Source organism: Terrihalobacillus insolitus (genome assembly GCF_028416575.1).
In the GTDB taxonomy this organism is placed as follows: Bacteria; Bacillota; Bacilli; order Bacillales; family Amphibacillaceae; genus Terrihalobacillus; species Terrihalobacillus insolitus.
Genome location: NZ_JAMQKB010000009.1, coordinates 63,679 through 83,392 on the forward strand (window position 1 = coordinate 63,679; position 19,714 = coordinate 83,392).

18 protein-coding genes are annotated in these 19,714 nt (G+C 37.6%); 17 read left to right on the forward strand and 1 reads right to left on the reverse strand.

Annotated elements, in window-relative coordinates; translation table 11 throughout:
- Positions 1-19 precede the first annotated feature (19 nt).
- The 17 genes from yqfD to NC797_RS10555 all read left to right on the forward strand — a co-directional run bounded on the left by yqfD (position 20) and on the right by NC797_RS10555 (position 18,499).
- Positions 20-1,231 carry a sporulation protein YqfD gene (gene yqfD, locus NC797_RS10475; protein ID WP_272436739.1) on the forward strand — a complete coding sequence of 404 codons (1,212 nt, stop codon included), beginning with the start codon at positions 20-22 and terminating at the stop codon, positions 1,229-1,231.
- A 2-nt stretch (positions 1,232-1,233) separates the two neighbouring features.
- Complete coding sequence (locus NC797_RS10480) at positions 1,234-2,199, forward strand: PhoH family protein (protein ID WP_272436740.1); 966 nt, start codon at positions 1,234-1,236, stop codon at positions 2,197-2,199.
- 136 nt (positions 2,200-2,335) lie between these two features.
- Positions 2,336-4,480, forward strand: coding sequence for an HD family phosphohydrolase (locus tag NC797_RS10485; RefSeq protein WP_272436741.1), 2,145 nt, complete (start codon positions 2,336-2,338; stop codon positions 4,478-4,480).
- Positions 4,480-4,947 carry an rRNA maturation RNase YbeY gene (gene ybeY / locus NC797_RS10490; protein ID WP_272436742.1) on the forward strand — a complete coding sequence of 156 codons (468 nt, stop codon included), beginning with the start codon at positions 4,480-4,482 and terminating at the stop codon, positions 4,945-4,947. Before NC797_RS10485 ends, ybeY begins: the two co-directional genes overlap by 1 nt.
- Positions 4,922-5,302, forward strand: a complete 381-nt coding sequence (locus NC797_RS10495; RefSeq protein ID WP_272436743.1) for a diacylglycerol kinase family protein — start codon at positions 4,922-4,924, stop codon at positions 5,300-5,302. Before ybeY ends, NC797_RS10495 begins: the two co-directional genes overlap by 26 nt.
- Positions 5,303-5,560: 258 nt before the next feature.
- Positions 5,561-6,466 carry a GTPase Era gene (gene era / locus NC797_RS10500; protein ID WP_272436744.1) on the forward strand — a complete coding sequence of 302 codons (906 nt, stop codon included), beginning with the start codon at positions 5,561-5,563 and terminating at the stop codon, positions 6,464-6,466.
- 114 nt (positions 6,467-6,580) lie between these two features.
- On the forward strand, positions 6,581-6,724 hold the full coding sequence (locus NC797_RS10505; protein ID WP_272436745.1) for a YqzL family protein: 144 nt from the start codon (positions 6,581-6,583) through the stop codon (positions 6,722-6,724).
- Positions 6,725-6,783: 59 nt separating this feature from the next.
- Positions 6,784-7,527: a DNA repair protein RecO gene (gene recO, locus NC797_RS10510; RefSeq protein WP_272436746.1), complete on the forward strand. Its 744-nt coding sequence runs from the start codon at positions 6,784-6,786 to the stop codon at positions 7,525-7,527.
- A gap of 290 nt (positions 7,528-7,817) precedes the next feature.
- Entirely contained in the window at positions 7,818-8,702 is an 885-nt protein-coding gene (gene glyQ / locus NC797_RS10515) for a glycine--tRNA ligase subunit alpha (protein WP_272436747.1), read from the forward strand.
- Positions 8,699-10,786, forward strand: coding sequence for a glycine--tRNA ligase subunit beta (glyS, locus tag NC797_RS10520; RefSeq protein ID WP_272436748.1), 2,088 nt, complete (start codon positions 8,699-8,701; stop codon positions 10,784-10,786). The genes glyQ and glyS overlap by 4 nt, the downstream gene beginning before the upstream one ends.
- Positions 10,787-10,845: 59 nt before the next feature.
- Positions 10,846-11,475, forward strand: coding sequence for a helix-turn-helix transcriptional regulator (locus NC797_RS10525; RefSeq protein WP_272436749.1), 630 nt, complete (start codon positions 10,846-10,848; stop codon positions 11,473-11,475).
- 15 nt (positions 11,476-11,490) lie between these two features.
- Positions 11,491-12,297, forward strand: a complete 807-nt coding sequence (locus NC797_RS10530) for a pyruvate, water dikinase regulatory protein (RefSeq protein ID WP_272436750.1) — start codon at positions 11,491-11,493, stop codon at positions 12,295-12,297.
- A gap of 578 nt (positions 12,298-12,875) precedes the next feature.
- The gene (dnaG, locus tag NC797_RS10535; protein ID WP_272436751.1) at positions 12,876-14,696 is read left to right on the forward strand and encodes a DNA primase; all 1,821 of its coding nucleotides are present in this window, start codon (positions 12,876-12,878) and stop codon (positions 14,694-14,696) included.
- Between the two features lie 32 nt (positions 14,697-14,728).
- Entirely contained in the window at positions 14,729-15,850 is a 1,122-nt protein-coding gene (gene rpoD / locus NC797_RS10540; protein WP_272436752.1) for an RNA polymerase sigma factor RpoD, read from the forward strand.
- 286 nt (positions 15,851-16,136) lie between these two features.
- Complete coding sequence (gene cccA / locus NC797_RS10545; RefSeq protein ID WP_272436753.1) at positions 16,137-16,529, forward strand: cytochrome c550; 393 nt, start codon at positions 16,137-16,139, stop codon at positions 16,527-16,529.
- 144 nt (positions 16,530-16,673) lie between these two features.
- Positions 16,674-17,381, forward strand: coding sequence for a tRNA (adenine(22)-N(1))-methyltransferase (locus tag NC797_RS10550; protein WP_272436754.1), 708 nt, complete (start codon positions 16,674-16,676; stop codon positions 17,379-17,381).
- Positions 17,378-18,499, forward strand: coding sequence for a Nif3-like dinuclear metal center hexameric protein (locus NC797_RS10555; protein WP_272436755.1), 1,122 nt, complete (start codon positions 17,378-17,380; stop codon positions 18,497-18,499). Before NC797_RS10550 ends, NC797_RS10555 begins: the two co-directional genes overlap by 4 nt.
- 125 nt (positions 18,500-18,624) lie before the next feature.
- Here NC797_RS10555 and NC797_RS10560 read toward each other — a convergent pair whose 3' ends face one another.
- A complete protein-coding gene (locus NC797_RS10560; RefSeq protein WP_272436756.1) occupies positions 18,625-19,569 on the reverse strand; it encodes a 4-hydroxy-3-methylbut-2-enyl diphosphate reductase in 945 nt (314 codons plus the stop codon).
- Positions 19,570-19,714: the final 145 nt, after the last annotated feature.

Genomic DNA, 19,714 nt, shown 5'->3' on the forward strand with positions numbered 1-19,714 from the left:
AAGGTTCGAGGGGGAAGCTATGAAGCAAACACAGGGCGTTTTTTTTACGGGATATGTAACGATCCAAGTGAAAGGCCACCATCCTGAATTTTTTTTGAATTTCTGTATGAAGGAAAAGATACCCGCATGGAATATCAAAAAAATGGACAGGGAAACGGTTAAGTGTAACATTCGGATACAAGATATTGAGCATATTAGAGTAATGAGAAGGAAAACACGTTATAAAATTACATTTGTGAACAAACACGGGTTTCCTTTCTTAACAAATAAATTTCTTAGGAGAAAACCTTTTATTACAGGTTTACTCCTCAGCTTTTTATTTGTAATGGTACTTTCTAATATTGTATGGGATATCGAAGTGAAAGGAGTAAACCCCGAAATCGAAAATGAAATTGTGGAAAAGTTAAATGATTATGGTATTCAGCCAGGATCAATGAAATTCACAGTAGGAAAACCTGGAAAGATACAACAAAAATTGCTTAAAGATATTCCAGAATTGCTGTGGGTAGGTGTGACAGAAAAAGGGACAACCTATTATCTCGAAGGAGTCGAAAAAACAGTTGTTGAGGAAGAAGAGAAGAATGGACCGAACAACCTAATTGCCGCAAAAAAGGGTACGATAGTGGATATGTTTGTATCAAAAGGAAAGCCTATGGTTGAAGTGAATGATGTTGTAGAAAAAGGAGATCTATTAGTTTCTGCTAATATTGGGAAAGAAGAGGAGGATGAAGAAGGAAAAGCACAAGATCGGGAATTGGTTGGTGCTAAAGGTGAGGTTATCGCAGAAACTTGGTACAAGGTAAAGATGAATGTAGCTAAGTCGACCACATATGAGGTATTGACTGGAAATAAAGAAAAATCCTATTCGTTAAACATAGCAGGGTTTACGATTCCAATTTGGGGATTTTTCTCTCCTGACTTTGCAAACGTAAAAACAGAAACGAATGAAAAACCGTTTCAATTTCTTAAATGGGAGCTACCTGTTGCTTTCGTAGAGACAACCATATATGAAAAGATTAATAAAAAGGAACAACGATCAGAACAAGAGGCAAGGAAGGTCGGCATTAAACAAGCGAGTCAAGATCTCCAGACGGAACTTGGAAAAAATGCTGTCGTATCATTCAAAAAAGTTTTGCACGAAAGTACAGAGAATGGTAAAGTTAAGTTAATCCTATACTTCAATGTTCGAGAAGATATTGCCAAAAACCAACCTATATCTCAAGGAGATTGATTATGCCAGAAGATTTAAAAATAACTGATTTAAACTTAGATAATACAAACGATGCATTGGCGTTATTTGGAACGGAAGACAAACATTTAAAGCAAATTGAAGAACTTGTAAATGTATCGATCGTTTCCAGAGGAGGACAAATGAACCTCTCTGGTAACAAGGAGAATGTTGCTTTAGCAGAAGAAGTTTTGATGGCTCTTTTAAGCATTATTAAAAAGGGGATAACAATTTCAGAGCGAGATGTCGTTTATGCAGTTGAACTAGCAAAAAAGGGGAACATTAACCAGTTTGAAACACTATTTGAAGATGAAATAACGAAAAACGCAAAGGGTAAGTCAATTAGAGTTAAGACACTTGGTCAAAAGAATTACATTGCAGCTATTAAGGCTCACGATCTCGTATTTGGTATAGGCCCAGCTGGTACAGGAAAAACATATTTAGCTGTTGTAATGGCAGTTCATGCAATGAAACAGGGTACTGTTAAAAAAATTATTCTAACGCGTCCTGCTGTAGAGGCTGGGGAGAGCCTTGGATTTTTACCAGGTGATTTAAAGGAAAAGGTAGATCCATACTTAAGACCCTTGTATGATGCATTACATGATGTGCTAGGTAATGAGCACACAGTCCGATTGATAGAAAGAGGAACAATAGAGATTGCCCCATTAGCTTATATGCGTGGTCGAACATTAGATGACGCCTTTGTTATTCTAGACGAGGCTCAGAACACGACACCTGAACAAATGAAAATGTTTTTAACCCGGCTCGGATTCGGATCCAAAATGGTCATTACTGGTGACATAACACAAATCGATTTACCTAAGGGTGTTAACTCTGGCTTAAAATCTGTTCAAGGACGTTTAGCCAACATTAATGGAATATCGTTTGAATATTTACAACAGTCGGATGTTGTACGACACCCACTTGTGCAAAAGATTATTCATGCTTATGAGCAAGACAAAGCAGAATAGATTGCTTATGAATGCATCCTAACTTGCAGATGGAAGAGCACATGATTAAGACCCTCCACACGCGTATGGGTCTTATTTCTGTATTATCCTAGTAGTGCAGTTTCAGGCGTGTTTTAGATAGTGGAGGTGAATCGTGATGAAGAATAGGTGGAAATGGTTAAGGTCTTTTAGATTAAAACAGATGAAATGGCTAAATATATGGATGCCTTTGTTAATCATGGGGTTATTCTTCTTTGTGATTGCCATATCAAATGTCTATACAGAAACGTATGATATTGAGCGTTTTAGTGAAGCCAACCAAACGATTCGTTCACCTTTAACTATTGAAAACAAAGACGAAACGGAAAGAAAATCACGTGAAGCGGTTGAGGCTGTAGAAGATAGATTTTCGATCTCAAGTGAGGTAACGCAAGAACGTGTCGGTTATGTTGAGGAATTATTCGCCGCGATAACAAAACTAGAGGAGCAAGAAAGTCAAGATGAAGGTAAGGAAGAGGACAGTGAACCACCCACTTCAACAGAAAAAGTACAAAATCTTCAGCAAATCTTGAACGCAGAAATAACAAAAAATTTAGATCAAACATCGTTGTTGCGATTGGTTGAGGCTTCTTCTAATGAACGTTCGCTAGGAAAAGAGCTATTAACCACTTCTCTTTATGAAGCATTTAATGCAGGCGTTCGAACAGAAGATGTAGAAAGTACCAAAGAAGATTTAGCCCAGCAATTACGCTACTCAAGCCTAAATAACAAATTAAAAAATGTATTGATAAATGTAAGTAATTTTGCAGTTGTTGAAAATGCAACTTTTGATGTTGAGAAAACAGTAGAAGCAAGAAGGCAGGCGCTAAGCAATGTTGAACCTGTCATGATCCGTGCAGGGGAAGTAATTGTTAGGGAAGGACAAACCATTACGAATGAGATTTACGAAGACCTGGCACTTGTAGGATTATTAAATAATGATCGAAACATGTACCCTGTCATTGGATTGTTTATTTTGGTTGTCTTATTAATTGGGATTATCGGCTATGAAATGTATTGCCTTCATTTAAAGGGTCAACTTGATAGAGGAAAGGTTGCTTCCATCGTATTGGTTGGTTTATTACTTGTCAGTTTTATGAAAGTAGTTAGTTATTTTTCTACGCCAACAAGTCAATATTTTATCTTTGTCCCCGTTGCTACTGGTGGGATGTTGTTTAAAATACTTTTAAATGAGCGAACTGCTATCACTCTTTCTGGTGTTTACGCTATTTTAGGAAGCTTAATCTTTAACTCTGCCATTCCTGGGTCATTAAATATGGAAGCTGGCATCTACTTCTTTCTTTCACAGCTCGCGGGAATTATATTTTTGATTAATGTAAAGGATCGCTCAGCTATTCTAAAAGCTGGTATTGGTATAACCGCTGTGAACATCTTGGTCGTACTCCTATTCCAGTTTTTATCTTTTGAAAAATACAGCTTAACGGATATTCTTATCCAAACCAGCTATGGTGTGTTGGCTGCATTTTTGTCAGCTGTCTTAGCCATTGGTCTTTTACCTTTTTTTGAAGCTACACTAGGAATTTTGTCAGATAGTAAATTACTAACCTTATCCAGTCCTAACCATCCGTTACTACGAAAAATTTTAATTGAAGCGCCTGGTACCTATCATCACAGTGTCATGGTTGCAAACTTAAGTGAAGCTTCTTGTGAGGCAATTGGAGCAAATGGGCTATTAGCTAGAGTAGCCTCATATTATCATGATTTAGGAAAAACAGTACGACCGCACTATTTTATTGAAAACCAAATGGCAATAAAAAATCCACATGATTTTATTGAACCGATCCAGAGTGCCGAAATTATTATAAATCATCCGTATGATGGTGCAAATTTGTTAAAAAAACATCACATTCCGAAAGAAATAATAGATATTGCCGAACAGCATCATGGGACAACCTTACTGAAATATTTTTATTACAAGGAAAAAGAGCATAATAAACAAATAAACGAAGCATTATACCGTTATCCTGGACCAAAACCTCAAACGAAGGAAGCGGCGATTGTCTGTATTTGTGATTCCGTTGAAGCTGCGGTACGTTCCTTGAAAGAACCAACAAAGAATAAAATAGAAGAAATTGTGACAAATATTATGAATGATCGTCTTATGGATGGTCAATTAAACGAAAGTCCGTTAACATTAAAAGAAATAGAACTGATTCATAAAGCAATTTGCGAAACGCTGAATGGAATTTTCCATACAAGAATCCAGTACCCGTCAAAGAAAAATATTAGGGAGGCTAACTAATGCATATCGACTTTCATGATGAAACGAATTCGGTGGATGAATCAAAGGTAGACTTAATTCAGCGCTTATTGACTTATGCCGGAAAGCATGAGCATGTATCACCAGAGGCAGAACTTTCTGTCAATTTCGTCGATAATCGAGAAATTCAGATTATTAACCGAAATTACCGACAAAAGGACAGTGTGACAGATGTTATTTCTTTTGCCATGGAAGAAGAAGGAGATGGGGAAATGGAGATTAAAGGAGCAAATCTCCCCGTTTTATTAGGTGATATCGTCATATCGATTGACAAAGCAGAGGAACAGGCGACGGAATATGGTCATTCACTTGAACGTGAACTTGGTTTTTTGGCTTTGCACGGATTTTTACATCTACTTGGATACGATCATATGAAGGTTGAGGATGAAAAAAAAATGTTTGCAAAACAAGAGGAAATTTTATATGCCTTTGGACTCGAAAGAAATTAAAAAAAAGCGTTTCGTTGGCCTCTCCTTTGCTTGGAATGGATGGAAGTATTCGTTAAAACATGAGCGCAACATAAAGATTCATACCGTAATCGGAGTAATCGCCATTAGTTTTGGTGTTTTTCTAAAAGTCAGTACGATTGAATGGTCCATACTTGTGTTGACGATTGGCTTTGTTTTTGCTATGGAGTTGTTAAACACTGCCATTGAAAGAATCTTGGATTATCTTTCCCCTGGAATTGATCCAATGGTAGGGTTGGTTAAGGATATTGCTGCAGCGGCTGTGTTCGTATCCGCCCTAACTTCCATTGTTGTTGGAATGATTATTTTTTTACCTAAGTTGATCTATTTGTTTTAATAGTGATGAACACCAGTACGTTTAATTGAAATTTGTATTTTTCTATTTTATACTACATTTCCCCGCGTAAACCCCTTTAACATTCCTTCTTCTCTTCTTCATCCTACCATCTTCCATGTCTATATTATTGTACGTTCAAAATATGCATCCACTTTTTGTTTTTTTTACGGATGTTTTGTCGAATACATGAACAATGCTCTTTTTTATAGTAAAATAAGGACAATATAGATCAAATGAACACTAGATGGAGGATACAACATGGATCACACATTTAAATCAGGCTTTATTTCCATAATCGGTCGACCAAACGTAGGAAAATCCACATTTATGAATCGCGTAATCGGCCAAAAAATCGCTATTATGAGTGATAAGCCACAAACAACAAGAAATAAGATACAAGGTGTTCTAACACAGGATGATGCACAAATAATCTTTATTGATACTCCTGGAATCCATAAACCTAAGCACAAGTTAGGAGATTTTATGGTGAAGGTTGCAGAAAATACATTAAACGAGGTTGATGCAATTCTTTTCATGATTAATGCAGCTGAAGGGTATGGAAGAGGAGATCAATTTATTATGGAACGTCTTCAAAACATTAAAAAACCCGTATTTCTAATTATTAATAAAATAGATCAAGTACATCCAAATGATCTATTACCTTTAATCGAAACGTATAAGGACAAATATCCATTTAAAGAAATTATCCCAATATCTGCATTAGAAGGAAATAATGTAGATCATCTACTTGAAGTAATCAAAGAAAATTTAGATGTGGGACCTAAATATTATCCAGATGATCAAGTTACAGATCATCCAGAACGATTTATCATTACAGAACTAATCCGAGAAAAGGTATTACATCTTACAAGAGAAGAAATCCCTCATTCCATTGCAGTTGTTATGGAAAACATGGAACAAAGAGAGGGGTCGGGTGCCGTTTTTATCCAGGCTTCGATCATTGTCGAACGAAAATCTCAAAAAGGAATTATCATTGGTAAGCAAGGTTCTATGTTAAAAGAAATCGGCCAAAAAGCAAGAGCCGATATTGAAGCGCTTTTAGGAACAAAAATTTATTTAGAGCTTTGGGTGAAGGTCCAGAAGGATTGGAGAAATAGACAAACACATCTCAACGAGTATGGTTTTAAAAATGATGACTACTGATCACTGGTAGTATTAAACATGGTAAATATTAAAACTCATGGTTCAATACATTCAGGAAATTCTATAGATAAGCACAATTATTTTAAACTGATATATAGAAAGGTGGGGTTTCTTGTGATCGACTTATCTTGGAAAGTCTTTAGTCAAACAGGAAACATAGAAACCTATTTACTCATGAAAGAGCTTGAAACTGTCTATGAAGAGGATGTAGCTCCAGAGGTGGAGGGAGAAAAAGCGGAATTAGACACTAAAATGTAATCTTTATGTAGTAGTGTTTTAAGATACATGTTGATTTGATATAGGGATGGGTGAACACCGTGTTTGAAAAAATGGAAGCAATTGTTTTACGAACACAGGATTATGGGGAAACACACAAAATTGTCACGTTATTAACAAAAGAAAGAGGTAAACTTGGTGCCATTGCACGTGGTGCAAAGAAACCTAAAAGTAGAATGGCTGCGATAACGCAGCCATTCATTCATGGTGAATTTCTTGTACAGGTTGGTTCTGGCCTTGGTACGATCCAACAAGGAGATTTGGTCAATTCATTTAGAGCGATTAGGGAGGACATTGTAAAAACGGCATTTGCCTCCTATCTTGCTGAAATGACAGATAAGCTAACCGATCAACATGAAAGAGATCCTTATTATTTCCAACAACTCGTCTATACTTATGACTGGATCGCCAAGGGCAAAGATCCCGAAATCTTGACGATTATCTATGAACTTAAAATGTTCAAAAAAGCAGGAATTGCCCCTATTCTTCATGCTTGTGCTAGCTGCGGAACTACGTCAGCACCCTTTTCTTTTTCTATTTCAGAAGGAGGGTTCTTATGTTCACGCTGTTTGCACGTTGATCAATACGCAGCCCCCTTGCAAAACCATCTTGTAAAACTGCTTCGAATATTTGCAAAAGTAGATATGGAGCAAATTGGGGAGATAACAGTTAAGAAAGAAAATAAGCTCAAGCTCCAAAAAATAATGGATGACTATTACGATAAGTATGGTGGTTCCTATCTTCGCTCTAAAAAATTCCTAAAGCAGCTAGATATGCTTCAATAAGTATGTGTTGACAAATGGAATCTTTTTCAGTAATATTTAATACAAATTTAACATGAGCGGTGACGGAGAGTAGTACTTAACTTACTCCCTATAAAAGCGAATCCAGGGTGGTGGAAGCTGGGTATAGGTGGGTTAAGGAAGGCACTTCTGAGCGAAGAAATAAAGAGGCGTAATCGGCAACGATTCGCAAGTAGGGTGGAACCGCGGGTAATCTCGTCCCTATGTCAGATATCTGACATAGGGACGAGATTTTTTTGCGGACTAAATGACACAAATTTGGAGGTATATAGGTGAATATACAAGAAATGATTTTAACCTTACAAAAACACTGGTCAGACCAAAATTGCATTTTAATGCAAGCATATGATGTTGAAAAGGGTGCGGGTACGATGTCACCGATGACACTTTTACGTAGTTTAGGGCCAGAACCATGGAATGTCGCATATGTTGAGCCTTCAAGAAGACCAGCTGATGGGCGTTATGGACAAAATCCGAATCGTCTATATCAACATCATCAATTTCAAGTAATCATGAAGCCTTCACCACATAACATACAAGATCTTTATTTAGACTCATTAGCTGCACTTGGAATTGATCCATTAAAGCATGATATTCGCTTTGTTGAAGATAATTGGGAGAATCCGACATTAGGAGCTGCGGGTCTTGGCTGGGAAGTTTGGTTAGATGGAATGGAAATCACCCAATTTACGTACTTCCAACAAATTGGTGGACTAGAAGCAAAACCAGTTGCAGTTGAGTTAACATATGGTATTGAACGACTAGCTTCTTATATTCAAGACAAGGAGAACGTGTTTGATTTAGAATGGACAACTGATGTCACAGTTGGAGATATTTTTTATCAGCCAGAATACGAACATTCAACCTATACATTTGAAGAATCGAATGAAGCGATGTTATTTGATTTATTTTCTAAGTATGAAAAGGAAGCACAGAAAACGATGGAAAAAGGGCTTGTTTTTCCAGCATATGATTATGTTTTGAAGTGTTCACACACGTTTAATTTGCTTGATGCCAAAGGAGTTATTTCTGTTACCGAACGAACGGGTTACATTGCGCGTGTTCGAACCTTGGCTAGAGAAATAGCAAAACGGTATGTCGAAGAAAGAGAAAGATTAGGGTTTCCAATGTTAAAGCAGGAGGTATCCGAATCATGACAACGAACCATGCTCTACTTGAAATTGGTCTAGAAGAAATGCCATCACGTTTTATTGATGATGCTAAGCAGCAGCTTAAAGAAAGAACGATCGATTGGTTAAATAGTCTCCGCATTCCTTTCGAGGACATCGAGAGCTACGGAACCCCAAGAAGGTTAGCTGTTCTCGTCAAAGATGTGGCAGAAAAACAACCTGATATCGAAGAAGAAGTAAAAGGACCATCAAAAAAAATAGCCGTAGATGATGACGGGAATTGGACAAAAGCAGCTATTGGTTTTACGAAAGGTCAAGGAAAAAGTGTAGATGATCTTTATTTAAAAGAAATAAAAGGTTTAGAGTATCTATTTGTAAACAAGTACATAGCAGGAAAGAAGACAGCTGAATTACTTTCTGGTTGGAAAGAAATTGTATTAGGGCTTCAATTCCCCAAAAATATGCGCTGGGGAGATTTAAATGTCCGGTATATCCGACCGATTCGTTGGGTCACTGCCTTATATGGGAACGAGGTTATCCCGTTGGAGATCGCAGGCATTGTAGCATCCGACCAAACGTATGGACACCGTTTTTTAGGAAAACGTATTTCCCTAAAGAATCCACTTGCATATAAAGATGCGTTACTTCAACAATTTGTAGTTGTTGATTCCTCCGAGCGTGAACATATGATTGTGGATGGAATAAAAGAACTCGAACACAACAAAGGTTGGACAATTCCGATTGATCAAAATCTATTAAATGAAGTTACAAATTTAGTCGAATACCCTACTGTGTTTTCTGGAGGATTTAGTGAAGAATTTTTGTCTGTACCTGAGGAAGCCTTAGTTACTTCCATGAAAGAGCATCAACGTTATTTCCCTGTTCGATCTAAAAAGGGTGAGTTGCTCCCATATTTTGTTGGTATTCGAAACGGTAATAAAGAGCACCTTGATGTCGTGGCCAAAGGAAATGAAAAAGTGTTGCGAGCAAGGCTTTCAGATGCTCAGTTTTTTTACCAAGAAGACCAAAAGCAATCGATTGAAAAAAATATGGAAAAATTAAATCGAGTCGTTTTTCAGGAAGAATTAGGAACAGTTCATGATAAGATGAAACGTGTAGTTAGATTAACAGAACAATTGGCTCAACACCTAAACGTAAAAGAAGAGACCAAAGAGAACGCACGTCGCGCAGCCGCCATAAGTAAATTTGATTTAGTTACAAATATGGTAAATGAATTCACCGACTTACAAGGAATCATGGGTGAAAAATACGCATTACTTTTTGGGGAAAATGTAACAACGGCAAAAGCGATTAATGAGCATTATATGCCGAGAAATGCACACGATTCCCTTCCAGAGACTACGGAAGGAGCAATCGTTAGTATTGCTGATAAATTAGATACGATTATTGGGTGTTTGTCGATTGGAATTGTTCCAACAGGCTCCCAAGATCCACATGGTTTAAGAAGACAGGCAATTGGCATCCTTCAAATTTTGAAACAACAGAAATGGAACATTAGCGTAGAAGCGCTTGTCGAGGCATCGTTGTCCATCTATCAACAATTAGGTATTGCAAATCGTGAAAAACAAGAGATACGAAAAGATAGCTACGAGTTTTTCTACATGCGGGCAGTTTACATCATGAGGGAGGATGGAATTGACCCTGATGTCGCAAAAGCAGTTCTTTATAATGGAATAGGTCATTTTGCTTTTGCACTGGAAAAGGCATACGTGTTAATGGATAAAAGACAAGATAAAACGTTTAAGTCAACACAGGAGGCACTTGTGCGTGTATTAAATATTACTAGTGAAGTCCTAGATCGTGAAGTAGACCCAGAGCTATTTGAAAACACATTCGAGAAGAATCTGTTTCAGAGCTTTACGAACCTCTTAGAACCGTATGAAGCAGCACTTTCTTCTTTTCATGCCACTCGTGCACTTGAAGCTCTTGCAATGATGGAAGAGCCGATTCATCAATTCTTTGATCATACGATGGTAATGGCTGACGATCACAAAGTAAAAGAAAATCGGTTATCGTTATTATCCTGTATTGCAAAACGCATCTACCAATTTGCTGATTTGACAAAAATTGAATGGAAGCAACAATTTTGATAGATAGTCTGTAACACTTTAATGATACGCACGTCTTATAGGATGAGGGTGGTGAACGGGTGGAATTATCAAACAGGCAGGAAAAAATTGTTGAAATCGTAAAAGAAAATGGTCCGATTACTGGGGAGAATATTGCGGATAGTTTGAATTTAACTAGAGCAACATTGCGACCTGACCTAGCAATTCTCACCATGGCAGGCTTTCTTGATGCGCGTCCACGAGTTGGTTATTTTTATACTGGCAAAACAGGGTCTGAATTGCTAACCGAGAAACTAAAAAAATTGAAGGTAAGCGATTATAATTCGATTCCTATAGTAGTTGAGGAAAATATTTCTGTTTATGATGCGATTTGTTCTATGTTTTTAGATGATGTCGGCACTTTGTTTGTTGTGAATAAACACGCAATGCTAGCGGGCGTCCTATCAAGAAAAGATCTGTTACGTGCAAGCATGGGAAAGCAAGATTTAACTTCTGTGCCAGTTCATATTATTATGACAAGAATGCCAAATATTACAATCTGTAAAAAAGGTGACCTGTTAATTGATGCTGCACAAAAATTAATTGACAAACAAATTGATGCTTTACCAGTTGTACAGGATGTAAATGACGGGTATGAAGTGATTGGTAGAATCACGAAAACGAACATAACGAAAGCTTTAGTCGCATTAGGTAGAGATGAGCATTTGTAAAGGAGGCCAGAGAGAATGGAAAAACCAGTTTATGTTGTTTCAGATTCAGTGGGGGAAACGGCGGAGTTAGTAGTAAAAGCGGCATTAAGCCAGTTTAATAACCAAGATAGCTATGAGGTGCACCGCATTCCATATGTGGAAGATTTATACATTCTAAAGGATACCGTTTCCCAAGCGAAGGGTAATGGAGCGATCATAGGCTTCACATTGGTTGATCCGACATTCCGCTCTTATTTAATGAAGGAAGCAAAACAGCACAAAGTAGAATGTATCGATATTATGGGACCAATGATGGATGCAATGGAAAGAGTGTTTAAACAACCACCAAAATTAGAGCCTGGTTTAGTTCATAAGCTGGATGAAGATTATTTTAAGCGGGTGGAAGCAATTGAATTTGCGGTGCGTTATGATGACGGAAGAGATCCTAGGGGCATTACAAAAGCTGACCTTGTGTTAATCGGTGTTTCACGGACATCGAAAACGCCATTATCCCAACATCTCGCTTTAAAGAGATTAAAGGTAGCGAATGTCCCTATTGTACCTGAAGTTGACCCGCCCGAAGAATTGTATAAGGTTGATCCTTCCAAATGTATCGGTTTAAAAATAAGCGCCCAAAAATTAAATGATATTCGAAAAGAACGGCTAAAAGCATTGGGGTTGGGAGAACAAGCGAGCTACGCAAATATGAATCGAATTTTGCATGAATTGACCCACTTTGAAAATGTAGTGGATCAAATTGGTTGTCAAGTGGTCGACGTATCAAACAAGGCTGTTGAAGAGACCGCAAATGTTATTTTAAACATTTTAAAGAATAGAGATTAATCGAATTTAACGTTATGAGGCCCTTGTGAACGAAGGTACAGGGGCCTCATAATTTGTCGCTTTTTGATCAAAATAGCAAAAAATGAGCAAAATATCCCAGAAAACATGAAAAAGTGATGGCTTTTTTAATTTTACTGTATTATAATTATTTTTTGTGTAAAAATGTTTTTAGGTAACAAAAAAATGAATAATATCATATTCTGAAAAATAAAACATTAAAGAAAGTGCAGGATTCTGCATTTGAATGTAGAATAATAAAGCATAGGTGATTTATTATACTGTAAAAGAGTGTTTTATATTAGGGTATTACAAGTTACGTCTTAATTGAAAAATAAAGGTTTAGGATGTTTAGACATGGGCATATTTTACTAAGGGGCTTTGTGAAGTTTGTTGCAATGTTCTTCCAATGTTTTTGCCTGAATGTGTTTATTTGACTCAAACAAGAGGAATGAAAAGAATGAGTGGAATAAGGTTTGATGTTCATGTTTTCACTTAACGAGCATATATTAAAAAATGATGTCGAAATTTAAAGGGTTTTCTGTTTTCGATCTAGAATAAATGATAAATATGGTGATATTATGGCTGGACAATTACCAGATGAAACTGTTGAAGAAATTAGAAAATCAAATGACATCGTCGACATTGTTGGTGATTATGTTCAATTAAAAAGACAAGGTCGTAATTTTTTTGGTCTATGCCCTTTTCACGGTGAAAAAACACCTTCATTTTCCGTTACACCAGATAAGCAAATATTCCATTGCTTTGGGTGCGGCAAAGGTGGTAATGCTATTACCTTCATTATGGAAATAGAAGGATTTTCATTTGTTCAAGCTATTAAGTATTTGGCTGGAAAAAGCGGGTATCATTTGTCAGATTCCTTTTTAGCTGAAGGAAATCAGTCAAAGCCTAGCAAAGAAAGCCAAGATGTTTTACAGGCATTTGAATGGTTAACCAAATTATATCACCACCTCCTCCGTCATTCAAAGGATGGCAAGGAAGGCTATCACTATTTAAAGGAACGAGGGTTTTCAGATGAAACAATAGACACGTTTCAGCTTGGCTTTTCACCAAAATCTAAGACGTTTATTATGCAATTTTTAGAAAAAAAGGGCTTCCACCCTCAATCAATGGTAAAAGCAGGTGTATTAACTACTACAAGCGATAATGAAGTGGTAGATCGTTTTCAAGGAAGGATTATATACCCAATTAAAAATCATCTTGGAAAACCGATCGCATATGGTGGAAGAACGATTTCTGACCAATCTCCAAAGTATTTGAATAGCCCTGAAACAGAGTTATTTCAAAAAGGAAGACTATTATACAACTTTGACCTTGCAAGAAGCCATATCCGAAAAGAGGGAAAAGTTGTTTTATTTGAGGGGTACATGGATGTTATTTCTGCATACCAAGCAGGTATTAAAAATAGTGTTGCTACATTAGGGACGTCCATCACAGAAACACAGGCAAAACTTTTACGGCGTTATGTAGAATCTGTCGTGATTTGTTATGATTCCGACCAGGCGGGTATATTAGCATCATATAAAGCTGCAAAACTCTTACGAAAGACAGGTTGTAATGTATCCGTAGCAAAAATGGAAGACGGGATGGACCCTGATGATTATATAAAGAAATATGGACCGGAAAAGTTCACAAAAGACGTTATTGCGGTTAGTGATACATATATGGCATTTATCATGCGGTACCTAAAGAAAGATTATAATCTAAATCTTGAAGGAGATCGCATACAATATGTTGAAAATGTACTTGATGAAATCGCATTACTCGATCGTCCGGTTGAGAGAGAACATTTTCTTAAAGAGTTGGCAAATGAATTTGAATTATCTGTACAGACTTTGTCCCAGGAAATACGTTCACGCAGAGCAATGACTGGTTTGAGTCAGGATAAGGCTGCACGAATAAGCCATACTAATAAAAAAGGTTTATTTCAAAACAACAAGTTATTGCCAGCGTATCAAAATGCTGAGAGACAATTAATTGCATACATGCTTCGAGATCCGACGATTGCGGAAAAAGTACAAGAAAATCTAGGTGGTTCCTTTAATATTGAAGATCATAAAATCATCGTTACTTATTTATATGCATTTTATGAAGAGGGGTATCCAGCAGATGTCAGTTCTTTTGTTGAACGTTTGCCTGATGCTTCCATTCGAAGTTTGGTCGTTCAACTTGCCATGCTTCCTACCGATGAAGAGGTAAGTGAAAGGGAGATTTTTGATTACATTCGTATCATTTTGAGAGAAAAAAATGACAAGCCTACGATCACTTCTTTAATGAAAGAGCAAAGAATGGCAGAAAAACAAAAGGAGCCAGTAAAAGCTGCAGAGATTGCAATGAAGATTCTCGAAATACGTAAGCAACTTAACGATTCAAATCATTGATATAGAAAGTAAGTCTGGAAGGAGGGGGACTCGTGGCAAACAATAAGCCATCGCGTTCAAAAGAAAAAGAAACGGAGCTTACTGTAGATCAAGCAAAAGAACAAATACTTGAACTAGGTAAAAAACGTGGGATTCTTGCATACGAAGAAGTGGCAGAACGCCTTTCAAATTTTGAAATAGAATCAGATCAAATGGACGAGTTCTATGAGTACCTTAATGAGCAAGGTGTAGAAGTAATCGGGGATTCCGACGAGGATCCTAGTATGCAACAGCTCTCAAAAGAGGAGGCATTTGATTTAAACGATTTAAGTGTACCTCTTGGAATTAAAATAAATGACCCCGTACGTATGTACCTGAAAGAAATTGGACGGGTTGATTTATTATCAGCGGCAGAAGAGATCGAATTAGCAAAACGGATTGAAAATGGAGAAGAAGAAGCAAAAAGACGTTTAGCAGAAGCAAACCTGCGATTGGTAGTTAGTATTGCGAAGAGATATGTAGGCCGTGGAATGTTGTTTCTTGATTTAATTCAAGAAGGAAACATGGGCCTCATAAAAGCTGTTGAAAAATTTGATTATCGAAAAGGGTACAAATTCAGTACGTATGCTACATGGTGGATTCGTCAAGCAATTACTAGAGCGATTGCAGATCAGGCTCGGACGATTCGGATTCCCGTTCATATGGTCGAAACAATTAACAAGTTAATTCGAGTTCAAAGACAACTACTACAAGACTTAGGTCGCGAACCTATTCCTGAAGAAATCGCAAAAGAAATGGAGCTCACACCAGATAAGGTGAGAGAAATTCTGAAAATTGCTCAGGAACCTGTCTCCCTTGAAACACCAATAGGTGAAGAAGATGACTCCCATTTAGGTGATTTCATCGAGGATCAAGAAGCAACATCGCCTTCTGATCATGCGGCATATGAGCTACTTAAAGAACAGTTAGAAGATGTACTGGATACATTAACAGATCGAGAAGAAAATGTATTAAGGCTCCGGTTTGGTTTAGATGATGGTCGTACCCGCACACTAGAAGAGGTTGGTAAGGTGTTCGGAGTAACGCGTGAACGAATTCGTCAAATTGAGGCAAAAGCATTAAGAAAATTGCGTCATCCTAGCCGTAGCAAAAGGTTAAAGGATTTTCTAGAATAATGGTGACAATCAGTCATTGTGCTTTATGATTTTTGTACAATGACTGCTAACTTACTTATATTTTACTGAAATCCAACAGGTATTGCAAATTTTGTTGGCAAATAAGTATCTTCTGGAATAATGAATTGTATTGCAGTTTACATTTTTGTTACAATCATTTTAACAATTGTAGCATTGATTACTCATTTTCATAGCTTTTCCCTTTTCACTTATTTGTTTTTAAAGTAAAATAAATATAGTTTCGTTTGTTAATGAGAAAAAGGGATTACATAAGGAGGAAATAAACATGCGCAAAAACCCAGTTGTCCCTTATGCAATGATTGCTGTCTTGGGAATACTCGTAATGATCGTTTTATCATTTATCGGGGCGAATCAACAGGATAAAATTGAACAAGCACAGGAGAATGGCGGAGAAACGCAGGAAGAAGGCGGTGGAGAAGAAGGTGGCGGAGATGTTGTAGACCCAGAAGAGTATGTTCAAAATAGTTGTGTTAGTTGTCATGGCTCAGATCTATCTGGTGGCATTGGACCTGATCTCCGAAAAATTGGCAACAAATATAGTAAAGACGAAATTAAAAAAATTGTAATGAACGGTATTGAAGGTACAGCAATGCCAGCGGTAGTAAAGAATGATGCACAAGCTGAGGCAATTGCTAAATGGCTAGCCGAGAAGAAGTAATAGCACATTGTTTTTTTGAAAAGCTTTCTGGAATGCGCAGAAAGCTTTTCTTTTTATCCCATACTTAAAAACGCCATGTAATAGTTGTTAATTTCACTGGTAAAAAAGTGGACAACTAGCCGTAATATGGAGGAAATTTCTAATATGAATAGTGAATTATTATCAAAAAGGCTGCGTGTTGTAGCATCGTTTTTGCCAAAACAGGCTGTTTTCGCAGATATAGGCTCTGACCATGCTTATTTACCTTGTTTTATTTGCAAAAATGACAAAACTGCAAGAGCTATTGCTGGTGAAATAAATGAGGGTCCATATGAAAGTGCTAAGAAACAGGTAAAAGCATTACAATTGGAGTGTCAGGTATCTGTTCGAAAAGGGGATGGTTTGGACGTCATTTACCCAAATGAAGTACAGCAACTGGTGATTGCTGGAATGGGTGGAACGCTTATCACTTCTATTCTTGAAAAGGGTAAACAGAAGCTCAATCGTGTAGATACGATTATTACCCAGCCTAACGTAGACGCACGATCGATTCGAATATGGTTTTTGCACAACGGGTACTTGCTTACGGATGAACAAATAATAGAAGAAGACGGGCATATTTATGAGGTGTTAATCGGAAAAAAAGGAGACGGAAAAACGGTCTACCAAAATGAACAGGTGAAGAAACAACTGCTGATGGGGCCTTACTTAATACAAGAGAATTCAGCAACTTTCAAGAAAAAGTGGGAGGTAGAAAGAGAGAAAAGACAACACGCTTTAACACAGATGAATAAGGCAAAGGTAGTGGATAACCAAAAAGTAGCCAAGTTCAAACACGAGTTGCAAATGATCGAGGAGGTTTTAACAAAATGACCCTGAACCGTACATTTACAGGAAGAGAAATCGTGCAAATGATCGAGGAATGGGCACCACAGTCACTTGCATATGACTGGGACAATGTCGGCTTACAAGTAGGAACTTTAGATAAACCAATCAAAAAAGTAATGATAACATTAGATGTGTTAGATGCAGTTGTTGACGAAGCGATAGAAGATAAGGTGGATTTAATCATCGCACATCACCCGATTTTGTTTAAACCACCAAAACAAATGGACACCACATCGCCATTCGGCCAAAAACTGCAGAAGCTTCTTTCTCATGATATTACGGTTTATGCAGCACATACGAACTTAGATATGGCCTGGGGAGGGGTTAGCGATATCCTGGCTGATGCTTTACAGTTACGCGATCTGGAAGTACTAATTGAATCAGGTAACGAATCTCTCGTAAAGCTGGCGGTATTTGTTCCTAATTCTCATATTGAATTCGTTAGAGAGGCAATTGGGAATGCAGGAGCGGGTCATATTGGAAACTACAGTCATTGCACATTTCAAACAAGCGGTCAAGGGACATTTAAACCGTTAGAAGGAACATCTCCTTATATCGGTACAAAAGGAGAAATTGAAAAAGTAGATGAGTATAAACTCGAGACAATCGTTCCAAAACAACATTTGAATCGTGTACTGGATGTAGTAAAGCAGGCACACCCGTATGAAGAGGTTGCATATGATGTCTTTCCCTTACTCTTAAAAGGAAAAGCATATGGTGTCGGAAGAATAGGAAACTTAGACCAACAAGTAAGTTTGAAAGAACTATGTGATAGTGTCAAGGAGAAATTTAATGTGCCAATGGTCAGGGCTACAGGAGATCTGAACTCCCCGATTCAACGCGTTGCCATCTTAGGCGGGAGCGGAGAAGATTTTATTGCCGAAGCGAAAAACAAAGGGGCAGATGTTTACATTACAGGAGACATAACGTTCCATGAAGCACAGGATGCTTGGGAGTCAGGTTTGAATTTAATTGATCCAGGACACCATGTTGAAAAACTAATGAAGCAAGTAGTAAAAGAATTTTTAGTGAAAAAGATAGGCTCAAATGAAGTAGAGATTCAAATATCCACTGTGCATACCGAGCCATTCTTGTATGTGTAAAAACAAAGCCAGATCATATGAGAGACATTATGATCTGGCTTTGTTTTGTTAAGAATTATAATGAAGCTGATTTGACGAGTGAAAGTGAGCAATTGCCTGAGCTTTATGTCCTATCCGAGTTTTCTTTACTTTTTAATCTTCACTTTTGGTAATACCTTATTCTGGGTGACATTTGATGATCGATCCCATGTTTCTTCGATTTCTTCATCAAATTTTTCTAGATATTTAATAACCTCTTTTGTAATAGGGGTGGGAGTGGATGCTCCTGCTGTAACTGCTACCTTTTTCACACCATGTAACCATTCTAGTTTGATTTCGGTAACATCAGCCACTCGGTAAGCCTTTGTCCCAGCAATATCTTGAGAAACTTGGGCAAGTCGATTAGAGTTGTTGCTTCTAGGATCTCCAACTACGATGGTTAAATCGGCATCCTTTGCTTGCTCTGCAACTGCTTCTTGACGTACCTGTGTAGCCATACAAATTTCTTGGATCATTTCTGTTTGTGGGTATTTTGCCTGGACTTTTTGCATGACGTCATATACATCCCACTGACTCATTGTTGTTTGGTTGGTAACGACGATTTTATCATGATCAATTGCTAAATGATCGACATCTTCTTCGGTTTGAACTAAGTAGACATGATCTGGAGCAACTCCAACTGCACCTTCAGGCTCGGGATGGCCTTTTTTACCAATGTATACTACCTTGTAGCCTTCTTTCACTTTTTCTCTAATGAGATCATGTGTCCTTGTTACATCTGGACAGGTTGCGTCTAGTACCGTTAATCCTTTTTGACGTGCCCGATCTTTTACCTCAGGTGATACACCGTGTGCTGTAAATACGACTGTACCTTCCTTCACGTCTTCTAGTAGCTCAAGTCTATTTTTCCCGTCTAATGTGATGACGCCTTCACTTTGAAAGGCTTCTGTAACATGAGAGTTGTGGACGATCATTCCGAGTATATAAATAGGACGGGGTAGATTAGGATCTTTTACTGCGTTTTGTGCAATTACCATCGCATCTACTACGCCATAACAGTAACCCCGTGGAGCTATCTTTACAATTTCCATTTTTAGTTCCCCCTCTATAACTAGTTTGCCTTTTTCTGATTGAAGAAATTTTTGAACAACCTCTAAAATCAACACGCCGTAGAAGGCGATATTTCTATTATAAAGGTAAACCGATCATATGACAAAGAGCGAACTATTGAATTTC

Excerpts from the sequence above, each read along its gene's own strand:
- yqfD (WP_272436739.1), top strand. The coding sequence starts at position 20 with ATGAAGCAAACACAGGGCGTTTTTTTTACGGGATATGTAACGATCCAA.
- NC797_RS10480 (WP_272436740.1), top strand. The coding sequence starts at position 1,234 with ATGCCAGAAGATTTAAAAATAACTGATTTAAACTTAGATAATACAAAC.
- NC797_RS10485 (WP_272436741.1), top strand. The coding sequence starts at position 2,336 with ATGAAGAATAGGTGGAAATGGTTAAGGTCTTTTAGATTAAAACAGATG.
- ybeY (WP_272436742.1), top strand. The coding sequence starts at position 4,480 with ATGCATATCGACTTTCATGATGAAACGAATTCGGTGGATGAATCAAAG.
- NC797_RS10495 (WP_272436743.1), top strand. The coding sequence starts at position 4,922 with ATGCCTTTGGACTCGAAAGAAATTAAAAAAAAGCGTTTCGTTGGCCTC.
- era (WP_272436744.1), top strand. The coding sequence starts at position 5,561 with ATGGATCACACATTTAAATCAGGCTTTATTTCCATAATCGGTCGACCA.
- glyS (WP_272436748.1), top strand. The coding sequence starts at position 8,699 with ATGACAACGAACCATGCTCTACTTGAAATTGGTCTAGAAGAAATGCCA.
- NC797_RS10530 (WP_272436750.1), top strand. The coding sequence starts at position 11,491 with ATGGAAAAACCAGTTTATGTTGTTTCAGATTCAGTGGGGGAAACGGCG.
- dnaG (WP_272436751.1), top strand. The coding sequence starts at position 12,876 with ATGGCTGGACAATTACCAGATGAAACTGTTGAAGAAATTAGAAAATCA.
- cccA (WP_272436753.1), top strand. The coding sequence starts at position 16,137 with ATGCGCAAAAACCCAGTTGTCCCTTATGCAATGATTGCTGTCTTGGGA.
- NC797_RS10550 (WP_272436754.1), top strand. The coding sequence starts at position 16,674 with ATGAATAGTGAATTATTATCAAAAAGGCTGCGTGTTGTAGCATCGTTT.
- NC797_RS10555 (WP_272436755.1), top strand. The coding sequence starts at position 17,378 with ATGACCCTGAACCGTACATTTACAGGAAGAGAAATCGTGCAAATGATC.
- NC797_RS10560 (WP_272436756.1), bottom strand. The coding sequence starts at position 19,569 with ATGGAAATTGTAAAGATAGCTCCACGGGGTTACTGTTATGGCGTAGTA.